The sequence below is a fragment of the Paraburkholderia dilworthii genome (assembly GCF_000472525.1).
GTDB lineage: Bacteria > Pseudomonadota > Gammaproteobacteria > Burkholderiales > Burkholderiaceae > Paraburkholderia > Paraburkholderia dilworthii.
Genome location: NZ_AWZT01000002.1, coordinates 427,920 through 451,140, shown reverse-complemented (window position 1 = coordinate 451,140; position 23,221 = coordinate 427,920). Strand labels below are relative to the sequence as shown.

The 23,221-nt window shown below is 60.5% G+C and carries 15 protein-coding genes and 2 pseudogenes; 12 read left to right on the top strand and 5 right to left on the bottom strand.

All coding sequences use genetic code 11. The annotated features are described in order from the left end of the window. The first annotated feature begins 77 nt into the window (after window positions 1-77). Together F759_RS0105845 and F759_RS0105840 are read left to right on the top strand one after the other, a co-directional pair. Complete coding sequence (locus F759_RS0105845; protein WP_027799032.1) at window positions 78-1,100, top strand: AraC family transcriptional regulator; 1,023 nt, start codon at window positions 78-80, stop codon at window positions 1,098-1,100. Window positions 1,101-1,650: 550 nt separating this feature from the next. Further along, a complete protein-coding gene (locus F759_RS0105840) occupies window positions 1,651-3,573 on the top strand; it encodes a tannase/feruloyl esterase family alpha/beta hydrolase (RefSeq protein ID WP_084534205.1) in 1,923 nt (640 codons plus the stop codon). A gap of 17 nt (window positions 3,574-3,590) precedes the next feature. Here F759_RS0105840 and F759_RS0105835 read toward each other — a convergent pair whose 3' ends face one another. Beyond that, window positions 3,591-3,785, bottom strand: coding sequence for a helix-turn-helix domain-containing protein (locus F759_RS0105835; RefSeq protein ID WP_027799030.1), 195 nt, complete (start codon window positions 3,783-3,785; stop codon window positions 3,591-3,593). Window positions 3,786-4,259: 474 nt separating this feature from the next. Here F759_RS0105835 and F759_RS0105830 point away from each other — a divergent pair, with 474 nt between their 5' ends. The 4 genes from F759_RS0105830 to F759_RS0105815 all read left to right on the top strand — a co-directional run bounded on the left by F759_RS0105830 (window position 4,260) and on the right by F759_RS0105815 (window position 9,247). After that, on the top strand, window positions 4,260-5,618 hold the full coding sequence (locus F759_RS0105830) for an MFS transporter (protein ID WP_027799029.1): 1,359 nt from the start codon (window positions 4,260-4,262) through the stop codon (window positions 5,616-5,618). Between the two features lie 125 nt (window positions 5,619-5,743). After that, window positions 5,744-6,469, top strand: a complete 726-nt coding sequence (locus F759_RS0105825) for a nitroreductase (protein WP_027799028.1) — start codon at window positions 5,744-5,746, stop codon at window positions 6,467-6,469. Between the two features lie 14 nt (window positions 6,470-6,483). Next, window positions 6,484-8,136: an acyl-CoA synthetase gene (locus F759_RS0105820; RefSeq protein WP_027799027.1), complete on the top strand. Its 1,653-nt coding sequence runs from the start codon at window positions 6,484-6,486 to the stop codon at window positions 8,134-8,136. Between the two features lie 112 nt (window positions 8,137-8,248). Further along, window positions 8,249-9,247: an NADPH:quinone oxidoreductase family protein gene (locus F759_RS0105815; RefSeq protein WP_027799026.1), complete on the top strand. Its 999-nt coding sequence runs from the start codon at window positions 8,249-8,251 to the stop codon at window positions 9,245-9,247. A gap of 422 nt (window positions 9,248-9,669) precedes the next feature. Here the strand turns inward: F759_RS0105815 and F759_RS0105810 are convergent, their stop codons facing one another. Further along, complete coding sequence (locus tag F759_RS0105810; protein ID WP_027799025.1) at window positions 9,670-11,922, bottom strand: two-partner secretion domain-containing protein; 2,253 nt, start codon at window positions 11,920-11,922, stop codon at window positions 9,670-9,672. 1,014 nt (window positions 11,923-12,936) lie between these two features. Then, window positions 12,937-13,482 carry a nucleoside 2-deoxyribosyltransferase gene (locus F759_RS37280; RefSeq protein WP_051377118.1) on the bottom strand — a complete coding sequence of 182 codons (546 nt, stop codon included), beginning with the start codon at window positions 13,480-13,482 and terminating at the stop codon, window positions 12,937-12,939. Window positions 13,483-13,706: 224 nt separating this feature from the next. On the opposite strand from F759_RS37280, the pseudogene F759_RS37275 reads away from it, so the two are divergent. Then, a pseudogene (locus tag F759_RS37275) lies at window positions 13,707-14,143 on the top strand (SET domain-containing protein). A gap of 858 nt (window positions 14,144-15,001) precedes the next feature. Beyond that, a complete protein-coding gene (locus tag F759_RS0105790) occupies window positions 15,002-16,231 on the top strand; it encodes an NAD(P)/FAD-dependent oxidoreductase (protein ID WP_027799023.1) in 1,230 nt (409 codons plus the stop codon). Between the two features lie 234 nt (window positions 16,232-16,465). Here the strand turns inward: F759_RS0105790 and F759_RS42980 are convergent. Both F759_RS42980 and F759_RS0105785 read right to left on the bottom strand, forming a co-directional pair. Then, window positions 16,466-16,720: pseudogene (locus tag F759_RS42980) on the bottom strand (hypothetical protein); the annotation flags it as partial. A 170-nt stretch (window positions 16,721-16,890) separates the two neighbouring features. Next, window positions 16,891-17,268 carry a DUF3022 domain-containing protein gene (locus F759_RS0105785; RefSeq protein ID WP_027799022.1) on the bottom strand — a complete coding sequence of 126 codons (378 nt, stop codon included), beginning with the start codon at window positions 17,266-17,268 and terminating at the stop codon, window positions 16,891-16,893. Between the two features lie 725 nt (window positions 17,269-17,993). Here F759_RS0105785 and F759_RS0105780 point away from each other — a divergent pair. The 4 genes from F759_RS0105780 to phnE all read left to right on the top strand — a co-directional run bounded on the left by F759_RS0105780 (window position 17,994) and on the right by phnE (window position 23,174). Next, window positions 17,994-19,439, top strand: coding sequence for a DEAD/DEAH box helicase (locus tag F759_RS0105780; protein ID WP_027799021.1), 1,446 nt, complete (start codon window positions 17,994-17,996; stop codon window positions 19,437-19,439). A 980-nt stretch (window positions 19,440-20,419) separates the two neighbouring features. Next, entirely contained in the window at window positions 20,420-21,331 is a 912-nt protein-coding gene (phnC, locus tag F759_RS0105775) for a phosphonate ABC transporter ATP-binding protein (RefSeq protein ID WP_027799020.1), read from the top strand. Between the two features lie 41 nt (window positions 21,332-21,372). Then, complete coding sequence (phnD, locus tag F759_RS0105770) at window positions 21,373-22,344, top strand: phosphonate ABC transporter substrate-binding protein (RefSeq protein ID WP_027799019.1); 972 nt, start codon at window positions 21,373-21,375, stop codon at window positions 22,342-22,344. Window positions 22,345-22,439: 95 nt separating this feature from the next. Further along, window positions 22,440-23,174, top strand: a complete 735-nt coding sequence (phnE, locus tag F759_RS0105765; protein WP_152530592.1) for a phosphonate ABC transporter, permease protein PhnE — start codon at window positions 22,440-22,442, stop codon at window positions 23,172-23,174. Window positions 23,175-23,221 lie beyond the last annotated feature (47 nt).

Genomic DNA, 23,221 nt, shown 5'->3' with positions numbered 1-23,221 from the left:
CGCTCCGCCCCGTCCCACGTTTCAATTGCGCCTTGCAACGATTAACATCAGGGCACCTCGGTAGGCGGAACCTGACCATGCATGAAGCTCAAGACAAGGGCACGACTTCCATCGGCCTGGTGCGCGAAGCGATTCTCGTCGCTACGCAACGTAATCTGGATGTGCCGGTCGCACTACAGCACGCCGGTATCCCGGCAGAATTGTTGAATGCCCCGAGAGCCCGCGTGCCCGCGCTCGCGTTTTCGCGGTTGTGGGCGGCTTTGGCCGATCTGATGGACGACGAGTTTTTTGGTCTGGACAGCCACCCACTGCGCCGGGGCAGTTACGCGCTCATGTGTCATGCGGTGCTGCACGCTGAAAACCTGGAGCACGCGCTGCGTCGCATGTTGAAGTTTCTGCATGCGGTGCTCGACGACATTCACGGGGAGCTACGCTGCGAAGGCGAGCATGCATTGATCGTCCTGCATGACGATGGGCGCACGCGCCGCCTGTTTGCCTACGGGACGTGGTTCATCCTCGTGCACGGGCTTGCGTGCTGGTTGGCACGCAGACGGATTCCGCTGATCGAGATGAAATTTCGCGCTTCCGCACCAATCGATGACAGCGACTATCGCATGCGGTTTTGCGAGGATGTCACATTCGCCGCAGAGGAGACCCTGATCCGGTTCGATCGCAGTTTCCTCGATCTCAAACTGACGGAGACGGAAACGAGCCTGCGCGCATTCCTGCAGGGCGCACCGGCAAACATCCTGGTGAAGTACCGCAACGAGTCCAGCACTACTGCTCTGATCAGGCGCCGGTTGCGCAACCAGGTTCCCGACGACTGGCCCGACCTCGAGACGCTTTCCCAGTTGCTCAATCAGTCCTCGGCCACGCTGCAGCGCCGCCTGCTGGCCGAGGGCACCAACTACCGGCAACTAAAAGACGAATTGCGCCGGGACATTGCTATCGACCTGTTTTCGAGCAGTTCTCTCACGGTCGCCGAAGTCGCCGCGCGGACTGGATTTCAGGAGGCCAGCGCGTTTCATCGGGCCTTCAGGAAGTGGACCGGGGCCAGCCCGGGAATGTACCGCCATGGCAAGGCGACTTCTTCCGTCTAGAACTGGGAAGGTGGTGGCGATGCAGTTGGCGCGTACAGATGTGCTCGCGGCTGCGATGGGTCGGCAGATCCGAGTGCCATCTTCACACTGTGCGCCGCACAAAAGCCGAGCTGCAGTCTCAGGGCACTCAAGCACAACCAGCCCGCCCCGAACGGACTGGGCATAGCGTGCGGCTCTGAACCCCCCCACTGACACGCACCTGATCCCCAAGGGTGATGGTTCGATCGCGTGCTAACCCCAGGGAGCAGTCTTTCTGTCTACGGGCCTCATTCAGATTGAGGTCGGCGGGCATAGATTGGTGTCCCAACCAGGCTGACACTGCAGTCGTGTTCGGCAAATCCGAATAAGCCTGGCGCCCGGATACGCAATGTAACCGGAGTTGGCTTCATGAGAGCCTCGCACTCGATCGCCATCGCAAAATAAGTGAAGCGTTATCGCTTATTGGGGTAGCAGTTCTCTCGCCAACGCGTCACCGACTCAGCGGCGAGAAAAGAAAAATTGCCATCGATGAGCGGCTCGTTACGGTAGCAAAAAATACACGGAGACGACGATGAGAACCCGCTTAGGAAGCCGCCTACGTTCGGCTATTGTGAGTGCTTTACTTGCAGCATTAGCCGTTGCCGTATCTGGCTGCGGCGGAAATGACGCCGCACTGGCAAACGCGCCCAAGGTCACACTCGCCGAAATGTGCACGCAAGCCTATATGCAACGCATCATGCCTGCGGGAGCAACAGTCAAGGACATACCGAACGCGCTCACGTACCTGCCGGCACAAATGCGAACCACGAAGGGCGGCACGGTGGTGGTGGCGGAGAACGCGCTGGGTGACGGCGCACCTCCCTACTGCGTGGTGACGGGGAGCTTCGTCACCAACAAGGAGTCTGGAAAGACTGCCAACTTTGGCGCTGTCTTCCCTGCACCAGGAAAGTGGAACGGCAAGTATCTGCAATTCGGCTGCGGAGGCAATTGCGGCAGCGTTTTCGAAGCCGGCCCTCCCACGGTGGCGCACATCAACAGTGGCTACGCCATGTGGCATACCGACGATGGCCATGTGGATCGGTCGATTGCCGAAAAGGGAATGTCGGTCGAGGCCGATCCGACCTTCGCAGTGAAGGCGCCGGGCGTGCCAGACACCGATGCATTGGATGATTACCTCTACCGCGCGGTTCATTCCCTGGCTGACCTGGGGAAGCAGGCGACGGCCGCGCTCTACGGCGCCGCGAAGGTGGACCACTCATACTTCCTCGGGTGCTCTGATGGGGGCAGGGAAGCGATGGTCGAGGCAACGCACTATCCGGATGACTTCGACGGCATCGTCGCTGGCGCGCCGTACGACCCACCGGCTGCCCACACCAACTGGATGACGCGGGAGTTGGTTCAATTCCGCAGCCCGGCTGCCGCGCTCAGTGATGCCCAAGTGCAACTTGTAGCAAAGGCAGCCGCGTCGTGCGACACGAGCGACGGCGTGAACGATGGTCTCGACCAGAATCCCAATGCCTGTGCATTCAATGTACGAACGGCGGTGCCGCTATGTGCGGCGGGGCGCGCCAGCGACAGTTGCCTGACCCAGGCGCAGATGGAATCGGTATCGGCCATCCTGTCCGCCGTCAGGGACACGAGCGGCAACACGGTCGCGGCCGGCTGGGCGGCGGCGACGTTAACTTCCAACGAGTCCTTCTTCTATGAGTTCCCCTCGATGCCGGTCACCCTGACGGGCCCGGACCCCTTCGGGCCGGAACCATACTTGTCGATGTTTACTGAGTGGGCTTTCAGCAACTATGTCCTGCGGAATTTCGTGTATGCAGGAGCCTCTGACTACAACGGAACCCGATCGCTGGGCATGTCCTTTGGCCTCGGCGATCCTGCCGACGCTTCGAGTTTTCAAGCCACGATGCCGACAACCACAGTTCAACGCATCACGTCGGCGTTCCAAAAGGGCCTGTGGGACGATCCCGCGGCACTCTCCAGCTTCAGCAGCCGCGGGGCCAAGCTCATCATGTATCACGGCCTGACCGACGCCTTGATGAACGCGAATACGACGATCCGCTACTATCGGGCTCTTGCCGCGGCGAGGGGTGGCTACGGCAACCTCCAGAAGGATGTACGGTTGTTTCTCGCGCCAGGGATGAACCACTGCGTTGGCGGCGACGGGCCGAATGCGTTCTTGAACCAATACAACGCCAAAGGTTGGTTTGCCGGTCCACAGGTTCCGTTCGATACGGACCACGATGCGCTGGCCGCCTTGCAGAACTGGGTCGAAAAAGGCACGCCGCCGAAGAGCATCATCGCCTCCAAGTATGCAGACGACGACGCAAGCAAGAGCGTGCAACGCACCATGCCGCTGTGTCCATTCCCGAGCAAGGCGCACTACAACGGTTCGGGCGCGATCAACGACGCTTCCAATTGGTCATGTCCGGAGAGTGACACCTCGATGCTCGACATCGGCGCTGCTGGAGTACGCGCGGGGATGTGAGCCGTGGGCATGCCGGGCTAGACCTTGCGCGAGTACGCGTGCAGCCCTTCGAGGTCCAGCACTTCGATGGCTCCGTACCGGATGCGCACGAGCCCGGTCTGTTCGAGATCGTGCAGCGCACGGTTGGTGTTCTGTCTCGACGGTCCGGCAATGCGCCCGATCTCGTCCTGGGAAATCGGCAGTCGCGCCTCAGTGGTGCAAATGCGCCGCAAAGGCTCCTCGCCGACTACCTAGGACTAGCCAAACATATTTGAAAGAAATAGCGGCCGCTTCACGGGTGTTGGCAGTACCCGGAGTACACGAGTCGGGCGACCAGGACGCAGCGTCCAGCTTCACGCGCGTACGCAGACGAATAGCCAGTTCGCTGTGGACAGTCGCGACGGCCGTCATGGTTTGTTCGAGGGGCTCCTTCAATCCGTCGTCACGAGAACCGATCTCTCCAAATGGAAGTTGGTGTCCTTGCCTGACGGATTTAGGCTCCCGCCAGTGGCGCAACGCCGCAAACGCGGGTGTTCGGCGACCTCATCCAAGTTGAAGTTGATGGACATGGACTGCCGGTGTCGTCCGGCTGAAACTGCTTACAGCACAGACCAACGGCCAATCGAGTCGCGACAAGACCGCCCCACTGAGGGCGCCGTTGGAGCCCGCGTGGACTTCGCCCACGACGTTAAACCAAAGGAGACAAGATGAACCAGATAGACGTGCACTCACTCGCGGGTGAGGCAAGATTCAATGGCTTTCACACCCTGGTCCTGTTCTGGTGTCTATTGATGCTGATACTCGACGGCTACGATCTTGCCGTCGTGGGTGCAGCGCTGCCATCAATCATGAAGGACATGGGCATCGACGCAACCAGCGCTGGCGTCATGGCCGGATCGGCACTATTTGGCGTGATGCTCGGAGCCATTTTCCTTGGCACGCTGGCTGACCGTTTCGGCCGACCCATGATGATCTGTGTTTGCGTCGCGCTGTTCAGTCTTTTCACCGCAGCGGCTGGGTTGACCAGCGATCCCATCGCCTTCAGCGTGACGCGATTCATCGCTGGTCTCGGCATTGGCGGAGTCTTGCCAATTGTCACCGCGCAGATGGGGGAGTTTTCGCCGAACGCCCTGCGCACGCGGTTGGTGACGCTGGTGTTCGCGGGGTATTCCATTGGCGGAATTCTCGTGGCGCTGACTGCAAAGCAGCTTATCGGCAGCTACGGCTGGCAATCCGTCTTTTTTGCCGCAGGCCTGCCTGTCCTGCTGATTCCGTTCATCATCAAAACGATGCCCCATTCGATGTCCTTCCTGATTAAAAGCGGCCGGCACGAAGAACTGCGCGCGGTGGTGAAGCGGTTGATCCCCAACTATCCGATGAGCGGTCAGGAGCACTTTGCCGGATCGTCGGCGGACAAAGGCAAGGACGCCTCGGTGCGACGCCTCTTTCAGGATGGGCGGGGCTTCAGTACGACGATGATCTGGGTCGCGTTCATGACTGGCCTTTTCATGGTCTACGCACTCAGTTCCTGGTTGACCAAGCTGATGGCAATGGCTGGATTCAGCCTCGGTTCAGCTTTGAACTTCGTGATCGTCTTCAACGTCGGTGCCATCGCCGGTGCGATTTTCGGTGGTTGGCTCAGCGACAAGGTCAACATCAAGAGGGTGCTGATTGCGTTTTACGTCGTCGGGGCGGTTGCGCTGTCGCTGATGGGCTACACGAAGTCGACCGCGTCGTTGTTTGCCGTCGTATTCGTTGTCGGCGCATCGACGCTTGGTACGCAACTGCTTGCCTATGCTTATGCGGGTGACTTCTATCCCCATGGGATCCGATCTACCGGTGTTGGCTTTGCTTCTGGCGTGGGCCGGATCGGCGCCATCGTGGCACCGGTGCTCATCGGTTGGCTCGTCTCCTTGAAGCTGCCGCTTGAACAGAACTTCATGGCAATCGGTCTGGCTGGCCTCATTGGTGCGGCGGCGGTGACGCTCATCAATCAGACACGTGCTGACTCATGCCGCTCAGCCGGCGCGCCTGTCGCCATAGTTCAGGGTAGCGCAGGGCGCTGAGGTCTCTACCGCACGCGGCTTCATGGCCGGGGTTCGTTCGCGTGAGGAGTGCGGCAGTTACGGAACTCTGCACTCGAAAAAACACCACGTCCAGGTCGCAGCAAATTTTCAACATGCCGAGAAAAATGGACCGTCTATCTCCTCCTCCTTTCAGTTCGTTTGCCGACGTGAGTCGAGCCGTCGACTGGGCACTCGTCACCCGGCGCAGCGTCCGTGCTTTCCTGCCCATACCGGTTCCCCGCGAGGAAGTGGAGTCCATCCTCAACGTTGCGCGCTTCAGCGCAACCGGCGTCAACATCCAGCCCTGGCATGTGCATGTTGTGACAGGCCCGTTGAAGTCCCGCCTGTCTGCTGCCATCAACGAGATCAATGATGATCCTGCACGAAGTTCCGACCTGGAAGAGCCCTACGATTACTACCCACGCGAATGGATCACGCCGTATGTGGACCGTCGGCGGGAGGTCGGTTGGAATCTGTACGGCCTGCTGGGCATTCAGAAGGGGGACAAGGAGCGGATGCATGTCCAGCACGGCCGCAACTACAGCTTCTTTGATGCGCCCGTAGGCCTGTTTTTCACGGTTGACCGGGTCATGCGTGAAGGAAGTTTTCTGGACACCGGCATGTTCCTGCAAAGCGTCATGATTGCTGCCCGGGCGCGGGGCCTCGACACCTGCCCGCAGGCGGCTTTCAACAAGTTTCACCGTGTCATCGCCAACGAACTATCCATTCCCGACAATCACATGTTGGTCTGCGGGATGAGTCTGGGTTATGCGGATCCCAGTTGCATCGAGAACTCGCTGGTAACGGAGCGCAGCCCGGTTGGCGAATTCACTACTTTCTACGAAAAATGAATGGAGACAAAGTCATGAGTGCAAAGGCCTACTCTCAAGGACTTGAGAAGAACGCGGCAAACCACGTTCCATTGACGCCATTGACCTTCCTGGATCGAACCGCCGACGTCTATCCGGATCGGACCGCGATCATTCATGGCGACTTCCGCCAGACGTGGGCCGAAACCCGCGAGCGTTGCTATCGTCTCGCGTCGGCGCTCGTTCAGTTGGGGATCGAACCAGGCGATACCGTGTCGATCATCGCGCCGAACACCCCGGCCATGCTTGAGGCTCACTTTGGGGTACCGCTGTCCGGTGCCGTGCTCAACGCCGTCAATTGCCGCCTCGATGCTGACGGCGTCGCATTCATACTGCGCCACGGCGAATCCAGGCTCGTGCTGGTGGACCGCGAGTTTGCTCCGCTGGTCGAGAAAGCGCTGCAGTCAGTCCCCAACCCGCCGCGCGTGATCGACATCAACGATCAGGAAGCGCCAGACGGCCCCGCCATAGGGGAAACTGATTACGAGTCGCTGCTGGCGAGCGGCGATCCCGCATTTGCCGGTCACCACCCGGTCGATGAGTGGACGCCCATTGCCCTGAATTACACGTCGGGTACAACCGGAGATCCGAAGGGCGTCGTTCCCAGTCACCGCGGCACTTATCTGATGAGCCTGTTGCAGATGACGAACTGGCCGCTCCCGCGCGCGCCGGTTTATTTGTGGACGCTTCCCATGTTCCATGCGAATGGCTGGTGCTTCACATGGGCGATTACTGCGGCGGCCGGAACACATGTGTGTCTGCGTAAGGTGAATGCTGCCAATGTTCTTTCGGCCATCGTCAGACAGGGCGTAGATCACTTTTGTGCGGCGCCAATCGTCCTGTCAGGCCTCGCAAGCGTGCCTCATTCAGAACGGCAGCCGCTGCCGCGCCGGGTGCGGGTTCTAACTGCCGGCTCGCCGGCGCCAGCCGCTGTTCTCGAGGCCGTTGGCGCAATGGGTTTCGATGTTGACCACGTCTTTGGGATCACTGAGATTTCCGGCACTCCGATCAGCTGTGCATGGCATGACGAGTGGGATGCGTTGCCGCCGGAGCAGCAAGGGAAATTGAAAGCGCGGCAAGGTGTACGTGCGGCAGCGTTCGAAAAAATGTCGGTCGCCGATCCTGAGACGCTCGAGACGGTATTGGCCGACAGCAAGTCTTGCGGTGAGGTCCTGGTTCGGGGGAATACGGTGATGATGGGATATCTCAAGAATCCTGACGCAACGGCAAAAGCTTTCGCCGGCGGCTGGTTCCATACCGGAGATCTGGCCGTCGTCCATTCCGACGGCTATATCCAGATCACAGACCGCTCGAAGGACGTGATCATCTCCGGCGGAGAGAACATTTCGTCTGTCGAAGTCGAGGAGGTTATATACCGTATGTCAGGCATCCTGAACGCTGCCGTAGTCGCGCAGCCTGACGACAAATGGGGCGAGACGCCTTGCGCATTTATCGAACTGAGGCCCGATGCCCCGGGCATCACGGAGGAGGAGGTAATCTCTTTCTGTCGGGAGCGACTGGCGCATTTTAAGTGCCCGCGTCGTGTGATCTTCGGCGAACTGCCCAAAACCGCTACCGGGAAGATCCAGAAGTTCCGCTTGCGGGAGCAAGCGGGCAGCCGCGCAGCGATTACGAGACTGGCGGGGTGAGGCTGCTGGTCTACCGAACGCGCCACGCGCTGTGAAGTGCGAATACGGTCAAATGCGATGTAGTACTGGTATTCGCGCGGGCTAGTCACGGTGCTCGAAATGGAGGTAAAGCATGCAAAGCTTCTCAGGGAGAGGTTTCGACCTGGACTCCTATGCGTTGATTGACGAGCCGTTGCCAGAGCCTGAAAACGGGCAACTGCGAATTCGTATCGAAGCAACGGCTCTTGGTTTCGTTGACGGGCTGATGATGCAAGGCCGCTATCAGGTCAAGCCGCGCTTGCCTTACGTCCCAGGCGGAGAAATTGCTGGCGTGGTTGACGCCGTCGGGTCCGGCGTGACGGAGCTACTTGTCGGTGAGCGTGTCGTCACATGGCAGCTTGGCGGAGGCCTGGCGGAATATGTAGTGGTTGATGCCGCTGACGTCGACATTGTCCCGGGCGGGCTGCCAATGCCCATTGCCGCAGCCATGCTGGTCGACTATCAGACGGCACACTATGCGTTGTTCGATCAGGGACGATTGACGGCCGCCGATACGTTGCTGGTGCTTGGCGCGGGCGGTGCGGTGGCGTCCGCCGCCATTCAGCTTGCCGTGCACGCCGGGGCTCGTGTGATTGCCGCGGCTTCGAGCGAACTCAAGCGCAAAGCCGCATGCGAGCTAGGCGCAGTGGCCGCGGTCGACTACACCCTTCCGGATTGGCGTGATGCCCTCAAGAAGGTGGCGCCGGAAGGCGTTGACGTCGTGCTCGACCCTGTCGGCGCGAACATGCTTGAGCCAGCGTTCCGCTCGCTGTGCAAAGGCGGCCGCTATCTCGTGATTGGATTCGCGGGTGGAGCCATTCCGTCGCTCCCGGTCAACCTGGCGCTTCTCAAGAACGCCACACTGCACGGAGTCGACATACGGTATTTCCTGGCCAACCGGCCGGAACAGGCGCGGCGTGTACGCACGGCGCTGCTTTCGATGGTTGCCCGCGGCTATCTTCAACCGCCTGCATCCATTACGTTCCCTCTCGCGAACGCAATGGACGCTGTGCTGGCAACCTTCGACCGTGCCAGGCGCGGGAAAATTGTTGTGCTGCCCGGACCGGACGTTGGTCTCAGTTACGCTCGTTGACCCATGCGTAATACCCATGATTTGTCTATCGAACGCCAGTAACCGCGAGAGTCGGTCCTGAAGATTGCCAGTCAGCGATCACGGACCGCTGACTGGCAGGGCGAACAATTGTCGAACCCAACGCTGGTTTTCCGCAGGCCTCCATGAAACCGCGCCATCCAGGTGTACGGGGCGTTCTGGTGCTGGTGACTGCAGCGTCGCGTCCGAATGCCTCATATCGGCGTGACAACGGATCGATAGGATCGCTAACCAAGTGACTCAAACGGGTCGGGTCCGGAAGTTCGGGCCGCGGTCGCCGGGGATGCGCGGCGCTCTAACTGCGATCTTCGGCAACCGGCCAGATACGGTCATTGAACCAACGCCCCTAGGTTGGCGACAACCTCGCGTACTGTGTGAATGCAGCAGCCGATCGCATCTTTCGCTCAATGCTCGACCTGCCAACGCAGCACCGGATGCGTCGCGCCCGCCGGCATCACCCAGGCGCCATCGCTGCCGAAGTTCCAGCCGACAAAGCTCGTCGAGTCACTCATCTGCGCGGTGGTCAGACCGTTCGACGCCGGAAGATTGCCGCCGCTCCTGGCTTGGCCCGTCGTTTCGGTATTCCAGTAGACGTCGCTGCCGAGTCCGGTGCAGTAGTCGCAGATCCCGCCGACCGTTACGAGATTGAACGCAGAGACCTGGCCGGTCGCGAACGACTCCGTAACCGTGCCGTTACCCTGGTGGATAAGGCCGCCCGACGAGCCGCGCGACTCATTCGCCGCGACGATGCCGGTAGCGTATGACTGAGTGATCGTCCCCTCGTTGTCGTAGACCAGGCCGCCACCGCCGGAGTCGGCTTGGACGGTTGCGTTACTGCCGGAACGCGCGATTGTTCCGTAATTCGTCCCGACGAGTCCGCCGATTCTCGCGCCCGACGCGTTGCTGTACCCCGACACGTAGCCCGACGTGAACGTATTGACGATCAGGCCGTAGTTGCTCATGGCCAGAATGCCGTCTGGTTTGTACGACGGCGCGTAAGTGCCGGACACCGCATCGAGGATATTTACGTCCCGCACCACGCCGTTTGCGGCGATGTCGCTGAAGACCGCGTCAGTGTCGGGTTTAATGTGCGACACGCTGTGCCACATGCCGTCGAACTGCCCGCTGAACGCCACTTTGCTGGCGAAGCCCAGCGTCTTGAACGCGTAGCCCGTCGCGTCGATATCGCGGCCCAGCGCGTAGTTGCCGCTCATATCGTTCGCGATGTTTTGCAGGTCATCGACCATGTTGACGAGTTTGTAGCCGGTGATCTGCGTGAGTAGGCCGCTGTATTGCGGCGCGACCCACGCACTGTTCGCGAGCATGATGCCCGCGGTATAGCTGCCGGTCATGTCATACAGCGCGCTGACCGTGCCGGTGCTTCGCGACCAGTCGATCGTGCCGTAGTTGATGACGCTGCCGCCGTTGTTCACGGCCGCCGCGTCTGCGCGCAGCGTCAGCGCGCCGCTGCCCTGGTTGCTCAATGTGACGCCGGGGCTGACCGTCAAGCTACGCGCCGCGTTCAGGGCGAGCGATGCGCCGCCCGTCCATTGAATGCTCTGGTCGGCGTTGATGTCGCCGCTTTGTCCGTTCGCGCCGGTAGTCGTCATCGAAACCGATGTGCCGTCGTTGAGGCTGCGCGTGAAGGAGCGCGCCGCGCCGTTGTCAAACGTGTAGGCGGGCAGCGTGACGTTCCACTGGCCCGCGACGACTTTCGCAAAGTCGCCCCAGAATGTGAAGAGTCCGGTGTCCACGTCGACCGTGCCGCCTTTGCCGCCCGCGTTTCTCGCGGCGATGTTGCCCGCGAGAATGACCTGTCCTTTCGGACCTGCGACGAGCCACACGTGACCGTCGCGCACCGCCGTACCCGTTGCGCGTAAAATATCCGCATTGCCGGCGAGCGCATAGATGTTGCCGTCGACGGCTTGCAGGTTCACCTGCGCCGCTTCGACGGCGCCCGTATTGACGATTGCGCCGCCGCTCGCCGTCTGCACGAACATCTGCTGCGAGCTCGACGAGTCCTGCAACAGCACCTTGTTGCCGACCGCGATCTCGGCCGTGCCGTTCGGCGCGCTGATGTTGCCGTAGTTGTCGACTTCGCTCGCGGCAATCAGCAGCACGTCGCCGTTGGTCGAGCCGATGTTGCCGAGATTGACCACACGCTCCGTGGACTGGCCGGAAAACGTGAGCGGACCGCCGGCCATGAACGACGCGTTGTCGGTATCGAGCGTGGACGCAACGAAGCGCCCGCCCGTCGTCACTACGCCTTGTGGACCGATTACCACGCCCTGCGGATTGATCAGGTAGACGCTGCCCGTTGCGTTGAGCTTGCCGAGAATCATCGACGGCGCGCCGCCTGTCACGCGATTGAGCGTCGCGCCGTTGCCGTTGTTGATGTTGACCGTGTTGTTGTGGCCGATCGAGAAGCGGTTCCAGTCGACCACGCCGCGTGTGGAGCCCGGCTGGGTGACGGTCAGCGTATCGCCGGAAGTAGCGATGGAGCCGCTACCGCTCACATAGGCGCCGCCTCGAGGCAGGACGCCCGCCGCGAGCGCCGGTGCGGCGCACGAAAGACTCAGGAGCGAAACGATGATGGAGACAGCAGGTAGCCTGCGCTCACCATCAGGCGCGCGCAGTGAGAACGTATCGAGCGACATACTTTCCTCTTCTATGCAGGATTGGCATGCCACTCGGCCCGGAGATTTTTTTAGGGCGTGGCCAGAGGAGCATAGACATAAACTGCGCACTCAACGAAGAGCGAACTATCAGCGTTTTGCGACGTGATTCACTGCTTTTGCGCCCACGCAAAGAACTGCCGGACCGGGAGCGCGCAAAGGTGAGGGGCGAGCGGCATAAAGGGCGCAATACTTGCGTGACGTTCGTCGACGCGCCCTTAGGGCGGATCGACGGCGCTCGTTTCATAAATCATCGCTTGCACGCATTGCCAGAAGTCGCATTGGTGCCCGCGCGTGAAATCACAACAGCGGCGGCCGCAGGTTGGAGTGGCGAAATGCAACGACTGCTGGTCAACGTTTGGTGAAACGCGTTCGGGGCGTGCGCCCCGTTCGGGAACCCGTACCTGCGGCCGTATGCCGTCTATAAAAATATCGCGCCAGCGCGCCGCGAAGTTCGGCCGCGGTGAGTCCCGCGCCGAGTAGCAGCGCAACTACCGCCCGGTTGCGGCGCAGGCGGAAATCGTCGCCAGCGTCGGGCTGGGCGTAGGCCTGCAACGCAGCGACTGCGGGCCGGATCGAGGAAGAGCGGTTCTAGCTCATCCTCTGGCCGGGCGGCCGACAGCGCGAAAGGTGCCGCCGGATTGCTGTCACGCAGCCCGACGCCGACAAGATGGCGACACAGCCGGTCGATCAGCTTGAAGTAGAGCGCAGGCGCGTGGTCGTACCCGGCGCACAGCGGTTTTCGATGTCCCCAAAGAATGATGCAAGGTGCTCGGACCCAAACGTCGCGAGTGCCATGCCTCGGGCGACGAGATGGCGAAGGAACAGGTCGAACATCGCTTTGTGCTGCACGATCGAGCGTTGGGAGAACCGGCGGCGATCTGCACCGGCCGCTTCCGTAGTCTGCCATTGCAGATGAGCGGTGTGCGGCGCGGCTGTCCAGAAATGAGACTCGTTGATCACGCGCAGTACTTTATATACTGGATTAGCGTCGCCCTAACACCTTGCGAATCTGCAATTCGCCAACCCGTCTATAGGGAGAGGGGGCATCCCCTTGCGCTGTGCGTCGGCGATCGCGTGCAGACAGGCGAAAGGGCCGCTCTCGACGATCTGCGCCGCGCACGCGAGCATCAGGTTGACTGGAAGTCCGAAGTGCTCGACTAGATAGCCGCGCTCGCAAACATTGCGGAGCGCTGTCGCAATGCACGGCACGCGCTTACGCAGTGGGCTCAGATCGTCGCGATATGCCCATATGGGCTTTCCCAGCGCGGCGGCAAAGCCGATCTCGAACGCGGTGCCAGTATCCGGCTCGCCAACGCCGCGAAAGTCAGCCACATTGGCCGTGACGATATCGGCGCGGCGAATCGCGGCCACGTTGGCGTGGTAGATCCACGTGGCCGTGTCGTGAGGCGACAGGTTCGCCGGCGCGACCGCCTCGAGCGGGTAAAGCCCCTCGGATCCCGGAGTGGCGCAAAGTCGCTGCGGCGAACGACCGTATTCCTGTGCGTCGGCGCGAAAGACGTCGAAAGCCGCGAGATAAATCCGCGCCCCTCGGGCGCCGTCATCAATTTTTCAAGCTTCTCTTTTCCGCGAGCAGTTCCTTGTATCGTGCCATCGACTTGAATTTCCGTTGTGGATGATGGACGATTCTACAGGCGCGAATCGCTGTCAAGTGCCCATCCCTGACTCGCAGGCGGAGATGCGATGTTCGTTCCGGTCCTCGCCAGCGGTAGCTGAACCTCCCACATTCGCAATACCGACTATCGATGAAAAGAATCTCTGTCCGCCGATCGAGCGTTCATGTCGCGGCGTCTTTGCGCTGCGGCCGCTGTGCGCCGGCGAGCTCATCCTCGAGTACACCGGCACGGTTATGAGCTGGAAGCGCGCGATAAGTCGCCATCGCCGGTTCGGGAGCGAGGGCCATACGTTCCTCTTTGGACTTGCCGACGGACGGGTCATTGACGGTTCGCTCGGCGGCAACAGCGCGCGTTGGCTCAACCATGCCTGCGTCGCCAATTGTGAGGCCGTCGAGGATGACGGCAGGGTCTACATTCAGGCGGTGTTGGATATCCAGCCCGGAGAGGAACTGTTCATCGCATACGGTCTTGTGACAGAGAGCCGCGCCTCGGCAGCAGTGCGCGCGCAGTATGCGTGCCGCTGCGGCCACAGGCGATGTCGCGGAACGATGCTCGCCGGTACGTGAGGGTTCGCCGCGACTATCCGTGCAATGGATTGTGTGCAGGGAGTCGGTAGTTGTTGTCGATCCACTGCCTCGCCCATTCGATTCCGCGTTCGTAGGCTTGGGATATGTAGACGCGGTTGCCGAGGTCGGTGAAGACGAACCGCCCGTCACCACGCGAGACGATCACGCCCGAGACAAGGGCCGTTGATTTACCAGAACGGTCGTTGACGCCTCGATCTTCCAGCCTTGGTATCCGCGAACTGGTTCACGCGTTTCATGGCAACCTCCGACTGCTGGAATTGCGTTTTCCTACGTATTCGCGCGCTCGCGCCCTTTCAAGAGGGTCTCGTCTCTCGTTTGTCATACTGGACACTTCCAGTTTTCCGATCAGGTTTGCCGCGCGATCAGCCAGCCATCATGCGGCTCTTTGCAAACTCAGTGCAATCGAAACCAACGTGCAACAACGCGATCGTCGTCATTGGCGCTATCGCATTCGTTGCGATACGCGCGACTGGAATTGCTGCATTTGCCGGGCTATTGCCCGGAATCGGAAAACGTAGCTGTCACAGTGACTGCAACACCGTTGGCAGATCCGCAGCCTCAAGTTAAACAAACTATTGCGAGTCCATGATTCGAAAACCGCGAGAAGCACCGATTGCATGTCTACCGACTCGCGACCAGTGGTTACCGTTCAGCCATATTCTTCGCATTTCCGTTTCGATGTCCTACCATATCAACTGCGATAGGTCCGCACGCATCGGGCTGCCCCGCCTTCATATCTTGCTTCGTGTCCGGTCGCTTTCTGCGAATCTCATCCGCGTTGCCGCGCCGCTTCATCAGGCAAATCGGCCGCGCAAACATCTCTGGTCAGGAGCGGCCATGAAACGAATCGTCGTGATCGGCGGTGGCTTTGCGGGCTTGTGGAGCGCCATCGGCGCGGCCCGTAAGCTTGATGAGCAACGTGCGAGCAATCAGGTCGAAGTCGTCATGGTCAACCCTCACGCCCACCACAGCATCCGGGTGCGCAACTACGAAGCGGATCTCGCGGCGACGCTCGTACCGTTGAGCAATGTGCTAGACCCCGTCGGCGTGCAATGGATCCAGGGCGCAGCCACGGACATCGATGTCGCCGGCAAACAGGTCACGGTGAGCGTCCGCGGACGCACCATGCCGCTATCTTTCGACAAGCTCGTGCTGGCATCGGGAAGCCACCTTGTCGATGCGCCGATTCGGGGGCTTGCGGACCATGCGTTCGACGTCGATACATACGAAGGCGCCGAACGCCTCGAACGACGGCTCCTAAGAATGGTGCGTTCACATGGTGCTGGAAGCCTGACCTTCGTCGTTATCGGCTCAGGTCTCACGGGCGTGGAGGTCGCCTCCGAGTTGCCGCACCGTGTGCGCGACCTCCTGGCAGCTAGCGGTGAGCGCCTACGTGAGCGCGAGCTTCGCGTCATGCTAATCGAGCGTGCGCCGCGGATCGCAATGGCGATGGGCGGCGCGCAACCGGTCATCGAGCAGGCATTGATGCAACTCGGCATCGAGATGATGACCGGCGTTGAGATCGAGCAGATCGACGACACGGGGATGACGCTCGCGGGCGGCAAGCGCATCGACGCATCGACAATTATCTGGTGTGGCGGCATGCATGCGAGTCCGTTGACACGCTGCATCCCCGTCGAGCGCGATGCGCTTGGGCGGGTGCCGGTCGACAAAAACCTGCGCGTAGAAGGTGTCCCCGACGTCTTCGCAGCCGGCGACGTGGCGCGTGCGCTGTTCGAAGACGGCAGGCACGAGTCCGTCATGTCCTGCCAGCACAGCAGGCCGATGGGGCGTTTCGCGGGACACAACGTCGTCTGCGATTTGCTCGGTCTGCCGATGCTGCCGCTCGACATCAACTGGTACACGACCATTCTCGACCTCGGCCCTTGGGGCGCGGTCTACACCGAAGGCTGGGAGCGCAGGCTCGCGGCACAGGGGCAGCAAGCAAAAAACGTCAAACGCGTCATCAACACTGAGCGGATCTATCCGCCCCGCACAGGCAACCGCGCCGATCTTTTCAACGCGGCGGCTCCGGTTGTGCAGGCGCCGCCGCCGATCGGCGGGTGACACGGCACCGGTCCGCCATGAGACGAAAATTCGTCGGTAACGATCAATCCGGATGGTACGCGGTACCGCAAACGAAAAGCGCAGAACGCGGAGTAGTACAGGTGAATGGCATCGCCGTTCCTCTTATGTTCAAGAACGGCGCCGTGCGACGCCGCATTTCCGCACGCGGCCCCTTGCTGCCGTTCGACTTTGAGGTCCGAACCGTCGGTAATCGGTGCTTGCTGTCGGCGAAATTCAATATGGCCCTATGTGATTCGTCAAGCAGTAGGGGGATTTTGGTTGGTAGATCGTGCCGTCGCGCAGCACGGCGAACAATTCGTCGCAGCGTCGTCGAGCGAGAGCGATGCGCCTCATTGTGACGCTTGGCTCGATAAGCCTTGGGCAGGAATGGCGCTTTTTTGAGCACCTTGTTACCCGGTCTGGACGGATGTTCGCCCCGGACGGGTGAGTCCCACTGGCGACTGACCGGGCAAGGCCGCGGTAGGCAGCGCACGGGTCGATATGGAGCCGCCCATCTTATAAGGGCAACTCTACTACGGAGAAAAAGCCGATAAGCCGTCCAATGCAACGGTGTTTCGGGACAAACCCTGCTTTGTTGCCGGAAGAGACGGGCTAGATTCCGGAAAGAGTTTGTCTTCGTTCGCTCACCGGGCGGTCGACTAGGGCTCATCCGGCAGCTTGAGCAGACTGTCGTCGACGGTCACCTCGATCGCACAGTCGCCCTGGCGCGCTGGCGGGCTTTGCAATTCGCCGAAGCGCTTCATCACGGTGGCGACGAGCCGTTGTTGCGCTATCAGGCGTTTTGCGGTGTCCATCTGCGCATACGAGTCGATCTGGGTCTGCGAAAAGCGAAGTGTCACGACGCAACGTGCATCGAGGGTCGTATCGCCGTGTGATTCCAGCACCCACGACAACTGGACATAGAGCGTGGCGCCTTCGTCATAGGTCGTGACAGTCGGTGATTTCGGTGATTCGAAGGCGCTTGCAAGTGCCAACTGGATCTCTTCAATGCGCTGCAGCCTGTCCGTCTTGCGCATGACTGACATCTCCTTATCGTGTGCGATGGCGAAAAGGCATCGCCTAGTCGCCGTCGCCTCATCGTTTGACCGGGTTCAGATGATGATTGCATTGCCGCTATGCGTTGCCATACTCGAGCTGAAATGCAAGTTGCAAGCAATGAACCCGCTGCACCCGCGTATCGGCAACCAAACCCCGGCGGCTCTTCCGGCCAGAGCGGCGCACAAGCCGTTCCTACCGCCGGTTTTTACACGCGATTGCAACATTTATAAGGTTTCGCCAAGTCCAACGATTTCTGTCCTGATGCTTGCTTCCCGAACGAGGCGCGTGCCGTCACGAACCTGATCGGCGACGGTGTGGCGACCATTGTGGTTTGCTCGAGTTTAACGACGAGGCGCCGGCACGCCAGATGCCTGCGGAAAACGCCGTTGTTCGGCCCCACGCTCATTGAGCTGATTCCGGCGCGGCTGCGCGTCCGATCGAGGACATGCGAACGTATGAGCAGCGCAGTAAGGGCGTTGAGTGGTCTCGCTAAGAGGCCGTTTTACGCCTTGAAGCGGTAGACATCTAGTGCGTGACCACCGGCTGTTGAAGGTGGGTTTCGCGACACCGCTATTAGTCGCACGCTGAATCACGACCGCCATCCATCGACCGACGGTGGCCACGAAACGCCTGGGCGTCTAACTCCTCCATTGCCGCCCCAACGACAACCGCTAGAATTGCGGTTTCAGCCCGGAATACGCCCATGTCTTTTGCCTCGCTTGGCCTGATCGATCCCTTGCTGCGTAATGTGCAGGACCTCAATTACGACACACCTACGCCGGTGCAGGCCAAGGCGATTCCTGCTGTGCTCAATGGCCGCGACGTCAGGGCTGCGGCACAGACCGGCACAGGCAAAACGGCGGGTTTTGCGCTGCCGCTGTTGCAACGGCTAGTGCAACACGGTCCGGCGGTGTCCAGCAACCGCGCGCGTGTCCTGGTGCTGGTGCCCACGCGTGAACTGGCCGAACAGGTGTTGCAGAGCTTCATCGGATACGGCAAAGGCCTCGACTTACGATTTCTGGCCGCCTACGGCGGTGTAAGTATCAATCCGCAGATGATGAAGTTGCGCAAAGGCGTGGATGTGCTTGTTGCCACGCCAGGCCGTTTGCTCGATCTCAATCGACAGAACGCGGTGCAGTTCGATCAGGTACAAACGCTGGTGCTGGATGAAGCCGACCGCATGCTGGATCTGGGCTTCGCTCGCGAACTCAACGCGGTCTTTGCTGCGTTACCGGCTCAGCGCCAGACCCTGCTGTTCTCCGCCACGTTTACCGATGATATCCGCGCGATGGCGGCAGGCATTCTGCGCGACCCGGTCAACATCAGCGTCAGCCCGCCCAATGCCACGGCAAGCAGGATCAAGCAGTGGGTGGTGCCGGTGGATAAAAGGAACAAGCCTGAGCTCTTCATGCACCTGGTGGCTGAGAACAACTGGGAGCACGCGCTCGTGTTCGTCAAAACCCGCAATGGTGTTGATTACCTGGCGGCCATGCTGGAAGAGGCGGGCTATGCGGTCGACACCATCCACGGGGACAAACCGCAACCCGCGCGCCTGCGCGCACTGGAGCACTTCAAGACGGGCGAAGTACAGATGCTGGTAGCCACCGATGTGGCTGCGCGCGGGCTGGATATCGACGACCTGCCGCTGGTGATCAACGTTGATTTGCCGATCGTGGCGCAAGACTATGTGCATCGTATCGGCCGTACCGGCCGCGCGGGCGCGAGCGGCATGGCGGTGTCCCTCGTGTGTGCCGATGAAGCGCCGCAACTGGCCGCGATAGAAGCGCTGATCCGGCAAACGCTGCCCCGTGAAGAAGAGCCGGGTTTTGAAGCCGAACATCGCGTGCCGCAAACCAGCGCGACAGGCCAGATCATCAAGAAACCCAAAAAGCCCAAGACGCCCAAAGTGCCGCAAGCTGCACCGGGCATCACGCATGTACTCAGCAAAAAACCGCGCCTGCACAGTGGCGAAAGCAAGCACAAGCCTGCGGCGCAGCGCGCTGTGGCCGCGGGCAAAGGAACGAGCTTGTCCAGCGGTAAGCCATTCAGCGTACAAGAGCCGCGCAGCAAGCCCGCCAGCAAGCCAGATGTGGGTTCGCGCTGGCCGGCTGACAGACCCGCACGTGGCCGCGGCAAACGCCAACCCTGATCCGTGGGGATGAGCGCATAACCTGATGCTCAGCCATTTCTACGGCCGCGTAATCACCTTACTTGCGCGAACACGTCACCAACAATACCTACGAAACATCGCATATTCAGGCGATGCGAATGATCTGGCATTAAAACGCGGCTCGAGCAACACTCGGCCGTTTGTCGTGCTATCCGCACGCGCCCTCCCGATGCGGCGTCTCCGGCGATGCATGCGCACACCGCTCTTGTCCGCAAGCAATTCGCGCAGCGGTGGGGGCGTCGCGCCGTCCAGGCAGTTGCGTGACGGTGGCATGCTCGTCAAGGACAGGCCGTCGCGCGCTACTCAATTGCTTATCGAGGTACCTCTATCTCGAAGTGAGTTCGTCATGGTCATGGACGATGATCCCTTTCCAGAAGATCATGATCAAGCCCGCTCGCCTCGGGCATGATGATGCGCGACCCGTCCACTTCTAAACAGGCGAGTTCGCTGCCTTCGATTGGCCCGTATCAACTGCAGGCCAACGCCGAGCTTCTGCTCCGACACAACTACGCTGAAAAGGCGATTCGCGCGATCTATGGTAGGAACTACTTTCGTAGTGCTGCGTATGTGTGCGGTGCGGGTAAGGCGAGGAAACGAAGCAGCGACGATGAACGGGCAAGCGGCATCAGCAAACGAGGTTATCCGGTGTTTGAATCTGGCGAAGGGTGCGGCGCCTCTTGTTGTGTCGAACTTCGCCACGCGCTCAGACGCTAGCCGTCGACCCGGATCAGCGCGCCATCGCTGCGCGAATGATGCTCACCGACGGCCACTAAGACCCGTTCCGCCCCCAATCGCTGCGAATTATTTGAATGACGTTGGAATCAACTGAACCGCCGGCCGTCTCGGGCGCAATCACTTGTGTATTCATCTAGACGACTTGCTATCGTCACTGCGCCGTCATGTTGCATTCCTAGAATCCATACGACGCTGTAGTTCTCGCGCGTCATAGTGAGGACATCATGGATGCAATCCACATCGAACGTCTATGCAAGACGTTCAACAATGGTCGCAAGGCGCTCGACTCCGTCAACCTCAAGGTAGGCGAGGGCGAAATGGTCGCGCTGATCGGCGCATCCGGCTCGGGCAAGTCGACGCTACTGCGGCACATTGCAGGATTCACTGCTTCCGACCCGGCACCCTCGCACGTAACGCTGCTCGGGCGGCCCATTCAGGAGAATGGCAAGGTGGCGCGCGAAGTCCGCAGGATTCGTCGCGACGTCGCTTTTGTGTTCCAGCAATTCAATCTGGTGGGGCGCCTTACGGTCCGCACGAATGTGTTGATCGGCGCGTTGTCGCGTGTGCCGTTGTGGCGGCGCTTGATTGGCCGGTTCCCACGCGCCGAGCAGGAACTTGCGGCGGCCTCGCTGTCGGCCATGGGCATTGCCGACCATATCAATGAACGCGCCAGCACGTTATCGGGCGGCCAGCAGCAGCGCGCTGCGCTTGCACGCGCGCTGGTCCAGCGGGCACGCATTGTCCTCGCCGATGAACCGATCGCATCGCTTGATCCCGAGTCTTCGCGGCGCGTGATGGGACTGCTCCAGTCGCTGAACGAAGATCACGGCCTGACGGTGGTCGTGTCGCTCCATCAGATCGACATTGCGATGAAGTACTGTGCTAGAGCGGTCGCGCTGCGTAACGGTTGTGTAGTGTACGACGGCCCTTCCGCGAGCCTGACACCGGCGTTGTTGCGCGAGCTCTATGGTGCGGCGGCCGAAGAATTGCTGACCGATGCCACTATCGACAGCGATACCGATGCCGACTCAGGCCCGGCCCAGCACACCCGGGTTCGCCACCTCGAACGCGCGGCAGCGCATGTCGAAGCCGCATCGACTCGAGCAGCGGCATTCGCGTCGGCCGCAAGCTCGTGATCAGACAACGTTTTGTTTTCTTCTAAACCTGGATCCATTCGATGAAATCAGCCCGTTTCCTTCTGGCCGCCGCGGCGTGTGCTGCGTGTCTCGTATCCCAGGCAGCGCTTGCCGAAACGATCAACTTCGGCATTATCTCGACCGATAATTCCGCTGTGCTAAAACAGCGCTGGCAACCGCTTATCGACGACCTCAACAAGCAGACCGGTCTCGAGGTGAAGCCGTTCTTCGCGACGGACTATGCCGGCATTATCGAAGGCATGCGTTTCAATAAGGTTCAGATCGGCTACTTTGGCAATGCATCGGCCATTGAAGCAGTGGATCGTGGTAACGGCGAAGTGTTTGCGAAAGTGAAGTACAAAAGCGGTGAGGCGGGGTACTACTCGCTGCTGATCACGAACGTGAACAGCAAGTGGAAAACCGTTGATCAGGTGCTGAAAAATACGCACGACATCAACCTCGGTTTCGGCGATCCGAACTCGACCTCCGGCACGCTCGTACCGTCGTATTACCTGTTCGCCAAAAACGGCATCTCGGTGCGCAACGACTTCAAGAGCGTGCTGCCGTCGAGCCATGAAGCGAACATGCTGGCCGTCGTGAACAATCGCGTCGATGTTGCGACCAACAACACCGACATGGTGGAAACATTGCGGCAACAGCATCCCGAGTTGCTGCAGCGCGTGCGCATATTGTGGAAGTCGCCGCTGATTCCGTCGGATCCGATGGTGTGGCGCCGTGACTTGCCGCAAGCCACGAAGGACAAGCTGCGCAATTTCTTCGATCACTACGCGCAGACCGACCCGCGCGAGAAAGCGATCATGGAAGGCATCACGGGCTTGTCGGGCTTCACCGATTCCACCGACGCGCAGCTGATTCCTATCCGTCAAATGGCCTTGTTCCAGAAGAAGGAACAGATCCAGAACGACGCCCATCTGTCTGACGAAGACAGGAAAGCGCAGATCGCCGCGCTCGACCAGAAACTGGCGCAACTGGATAAGGTGGCGGCAAAGTGAAGCACACCGTCGACGCTTATTCGTTCGACGGCGCCGGCGCACGCCCGCAAGCCATCAAGCCCGGGCCGCATGTACTCAAACGCAGCTGGTTGTCGATGCTCGGCTGGATCGCGATCCTAGCCGTCCTCGGGCTGTCGTGGCACAACGCCGACATGCGTCCGCTCGACCTGTTCGCCGATCCCGGCAACATGGTGCAGTTCGGCAAGGACTTTTTCCCACCGGATTTTCACGACTGGCGTACCTACGTTCACGAGATGATCGTGACGCTTGCGGTAGCGGTGTGGGGCACGGCGCTGTCGCTAGTTTTCGCGGTGCCGTGCGGATTGTTATCGGCTTATAACATTGCGCCGGTGTGGGTCGTCCAGCCCGTGCGACGCTTGATGGACGCCTGCCGCGCGATCAACGAGATGGTCTTCGCGATGCTGTTTATTGTGGCGGTCGGGCTCGGCCCGTTCGCGGGCGTGCTCGCGCTTTGGGTGCATACCACGGGTGTGCTTGCCAAGCTCTTCGCGGAAGCCGTTGAAGCAATCGACGCCCGTCCCGCCGAGGGCGTGCGCGCCACCGGAGCAAGCAGTCTGGACGAGGTGCTTTACGGCGTGCTGCCGCAGGTTTTGCCGTTATGGATATCGTTCGCGTTGTACCGGTTCGAATCGAACGTGCGCTCGGCGATGGTCGTTGGCATGGTGGGCGCCGGAGGCATTGGTGTGGTGCTGTACGAGGCAATTCGCTCGTTCAACTATGCACAGACCGCAGCCGTATTGCTCATGGTTATCGTGATCGTGAGTCTGATCGATCTTGGCTCGGCGTGGCTGCGGGAGCGCGTAATCTAGGGCTCTTGATTGTGAAAATATCGGCCGGTGCCAACCCTGAAAACCGG

Bases quoted from the DNA above. Each gene is read 5' to 3' on its own strand.
- F759_RS0105845 (WP_027799032.1), top strand. From the start codon at position 78: ATGCATGAAGCTCAAGACAAGGGCACGACTTCCATCGGCCTGGTGCGC.
- F759_RS0105830 (WP_027799029.1), top strand. From the start codon at position 4,260: ATGAACCAGATAGACGTGCACTCACTCGCGGGTGAGGCAAGATTCAAT.
- F759_RS0105825 (WP_027799028.1), top strand. From the start codon at position 5,744: ATGGACCGTCTATCTCCTCCTCCTTTCAGTTCGTTTGCCGACGTGAGT.
- F759_RS0105780 (WP_027799021.1), top strand. From the start codon at position 17,994: ATGTCTTTTGCCTCGCTTGGCCTGATCGATCCCTTGCTGCGTAATGTG.
- F759_RS0105785 (WP_027799022.1), bottom strand. From the start codon at position 17,268: ATGCGCAAGACGGACAGGCTGCAGCGCATTGAAGAGATCCAGTTGGCA.
- phnE (WP_152530592.1), top strand. From the start codon at position 22,440: ATGCTCGGCTGGATCGCGATCCTAGCCGTCCTCGGGCTGTCGTGGCAC.
- F759_RS0105820 (WP_027799027.1), top strand. From the start codon at position 6,484: ATGAGTGCAAAGGCCTACTCTCAAGGACTTGAGAAGAACGCGGCAAAC.
- F759_RS0105810 (WP_027799025.1), bottom strand. From the start codon at position 11,922: ATGTCGCTCGATACGTTCTCACTGCGCGCGCCTGATGGTGAGCGCAGG.
- F759_RS0105840 (WP_084534205.1), top strand. From the start codon at position 1,651: ATGAGAACCCGCTTAGGAAGCCGCCTACGTTCGGCTATTGTGAGTGCT.
- F759_RS0105815 (WP_027799026.1), top strand. From the start codon at position 8,249: ATGCAAAGCTTCTCAGGGAGAGGTTTCGACCTGGACTCCTATGCGTTG.
- F759_RS0105790 (WP_027799023.1), top strand. From the start codon at position 15,002: ATGAAACGAATCGTCGTGATCGGCGGTGGCTTTGCGGGCTTGTGGAGC.
- phnD (WP_027799019.1), top strand. From the start codon at position 21,373: ATGAAATCAGCCCGTTTCCTTCTGGCCGCCGCGGCGTGTGCTGCGTGT.
- phnC (WP_027799020.1), top strand. From the start codon at position 20,420: ATGGATGCAATCCACATCGAACGTCTATGCAAGACGTTCAACAATGGT.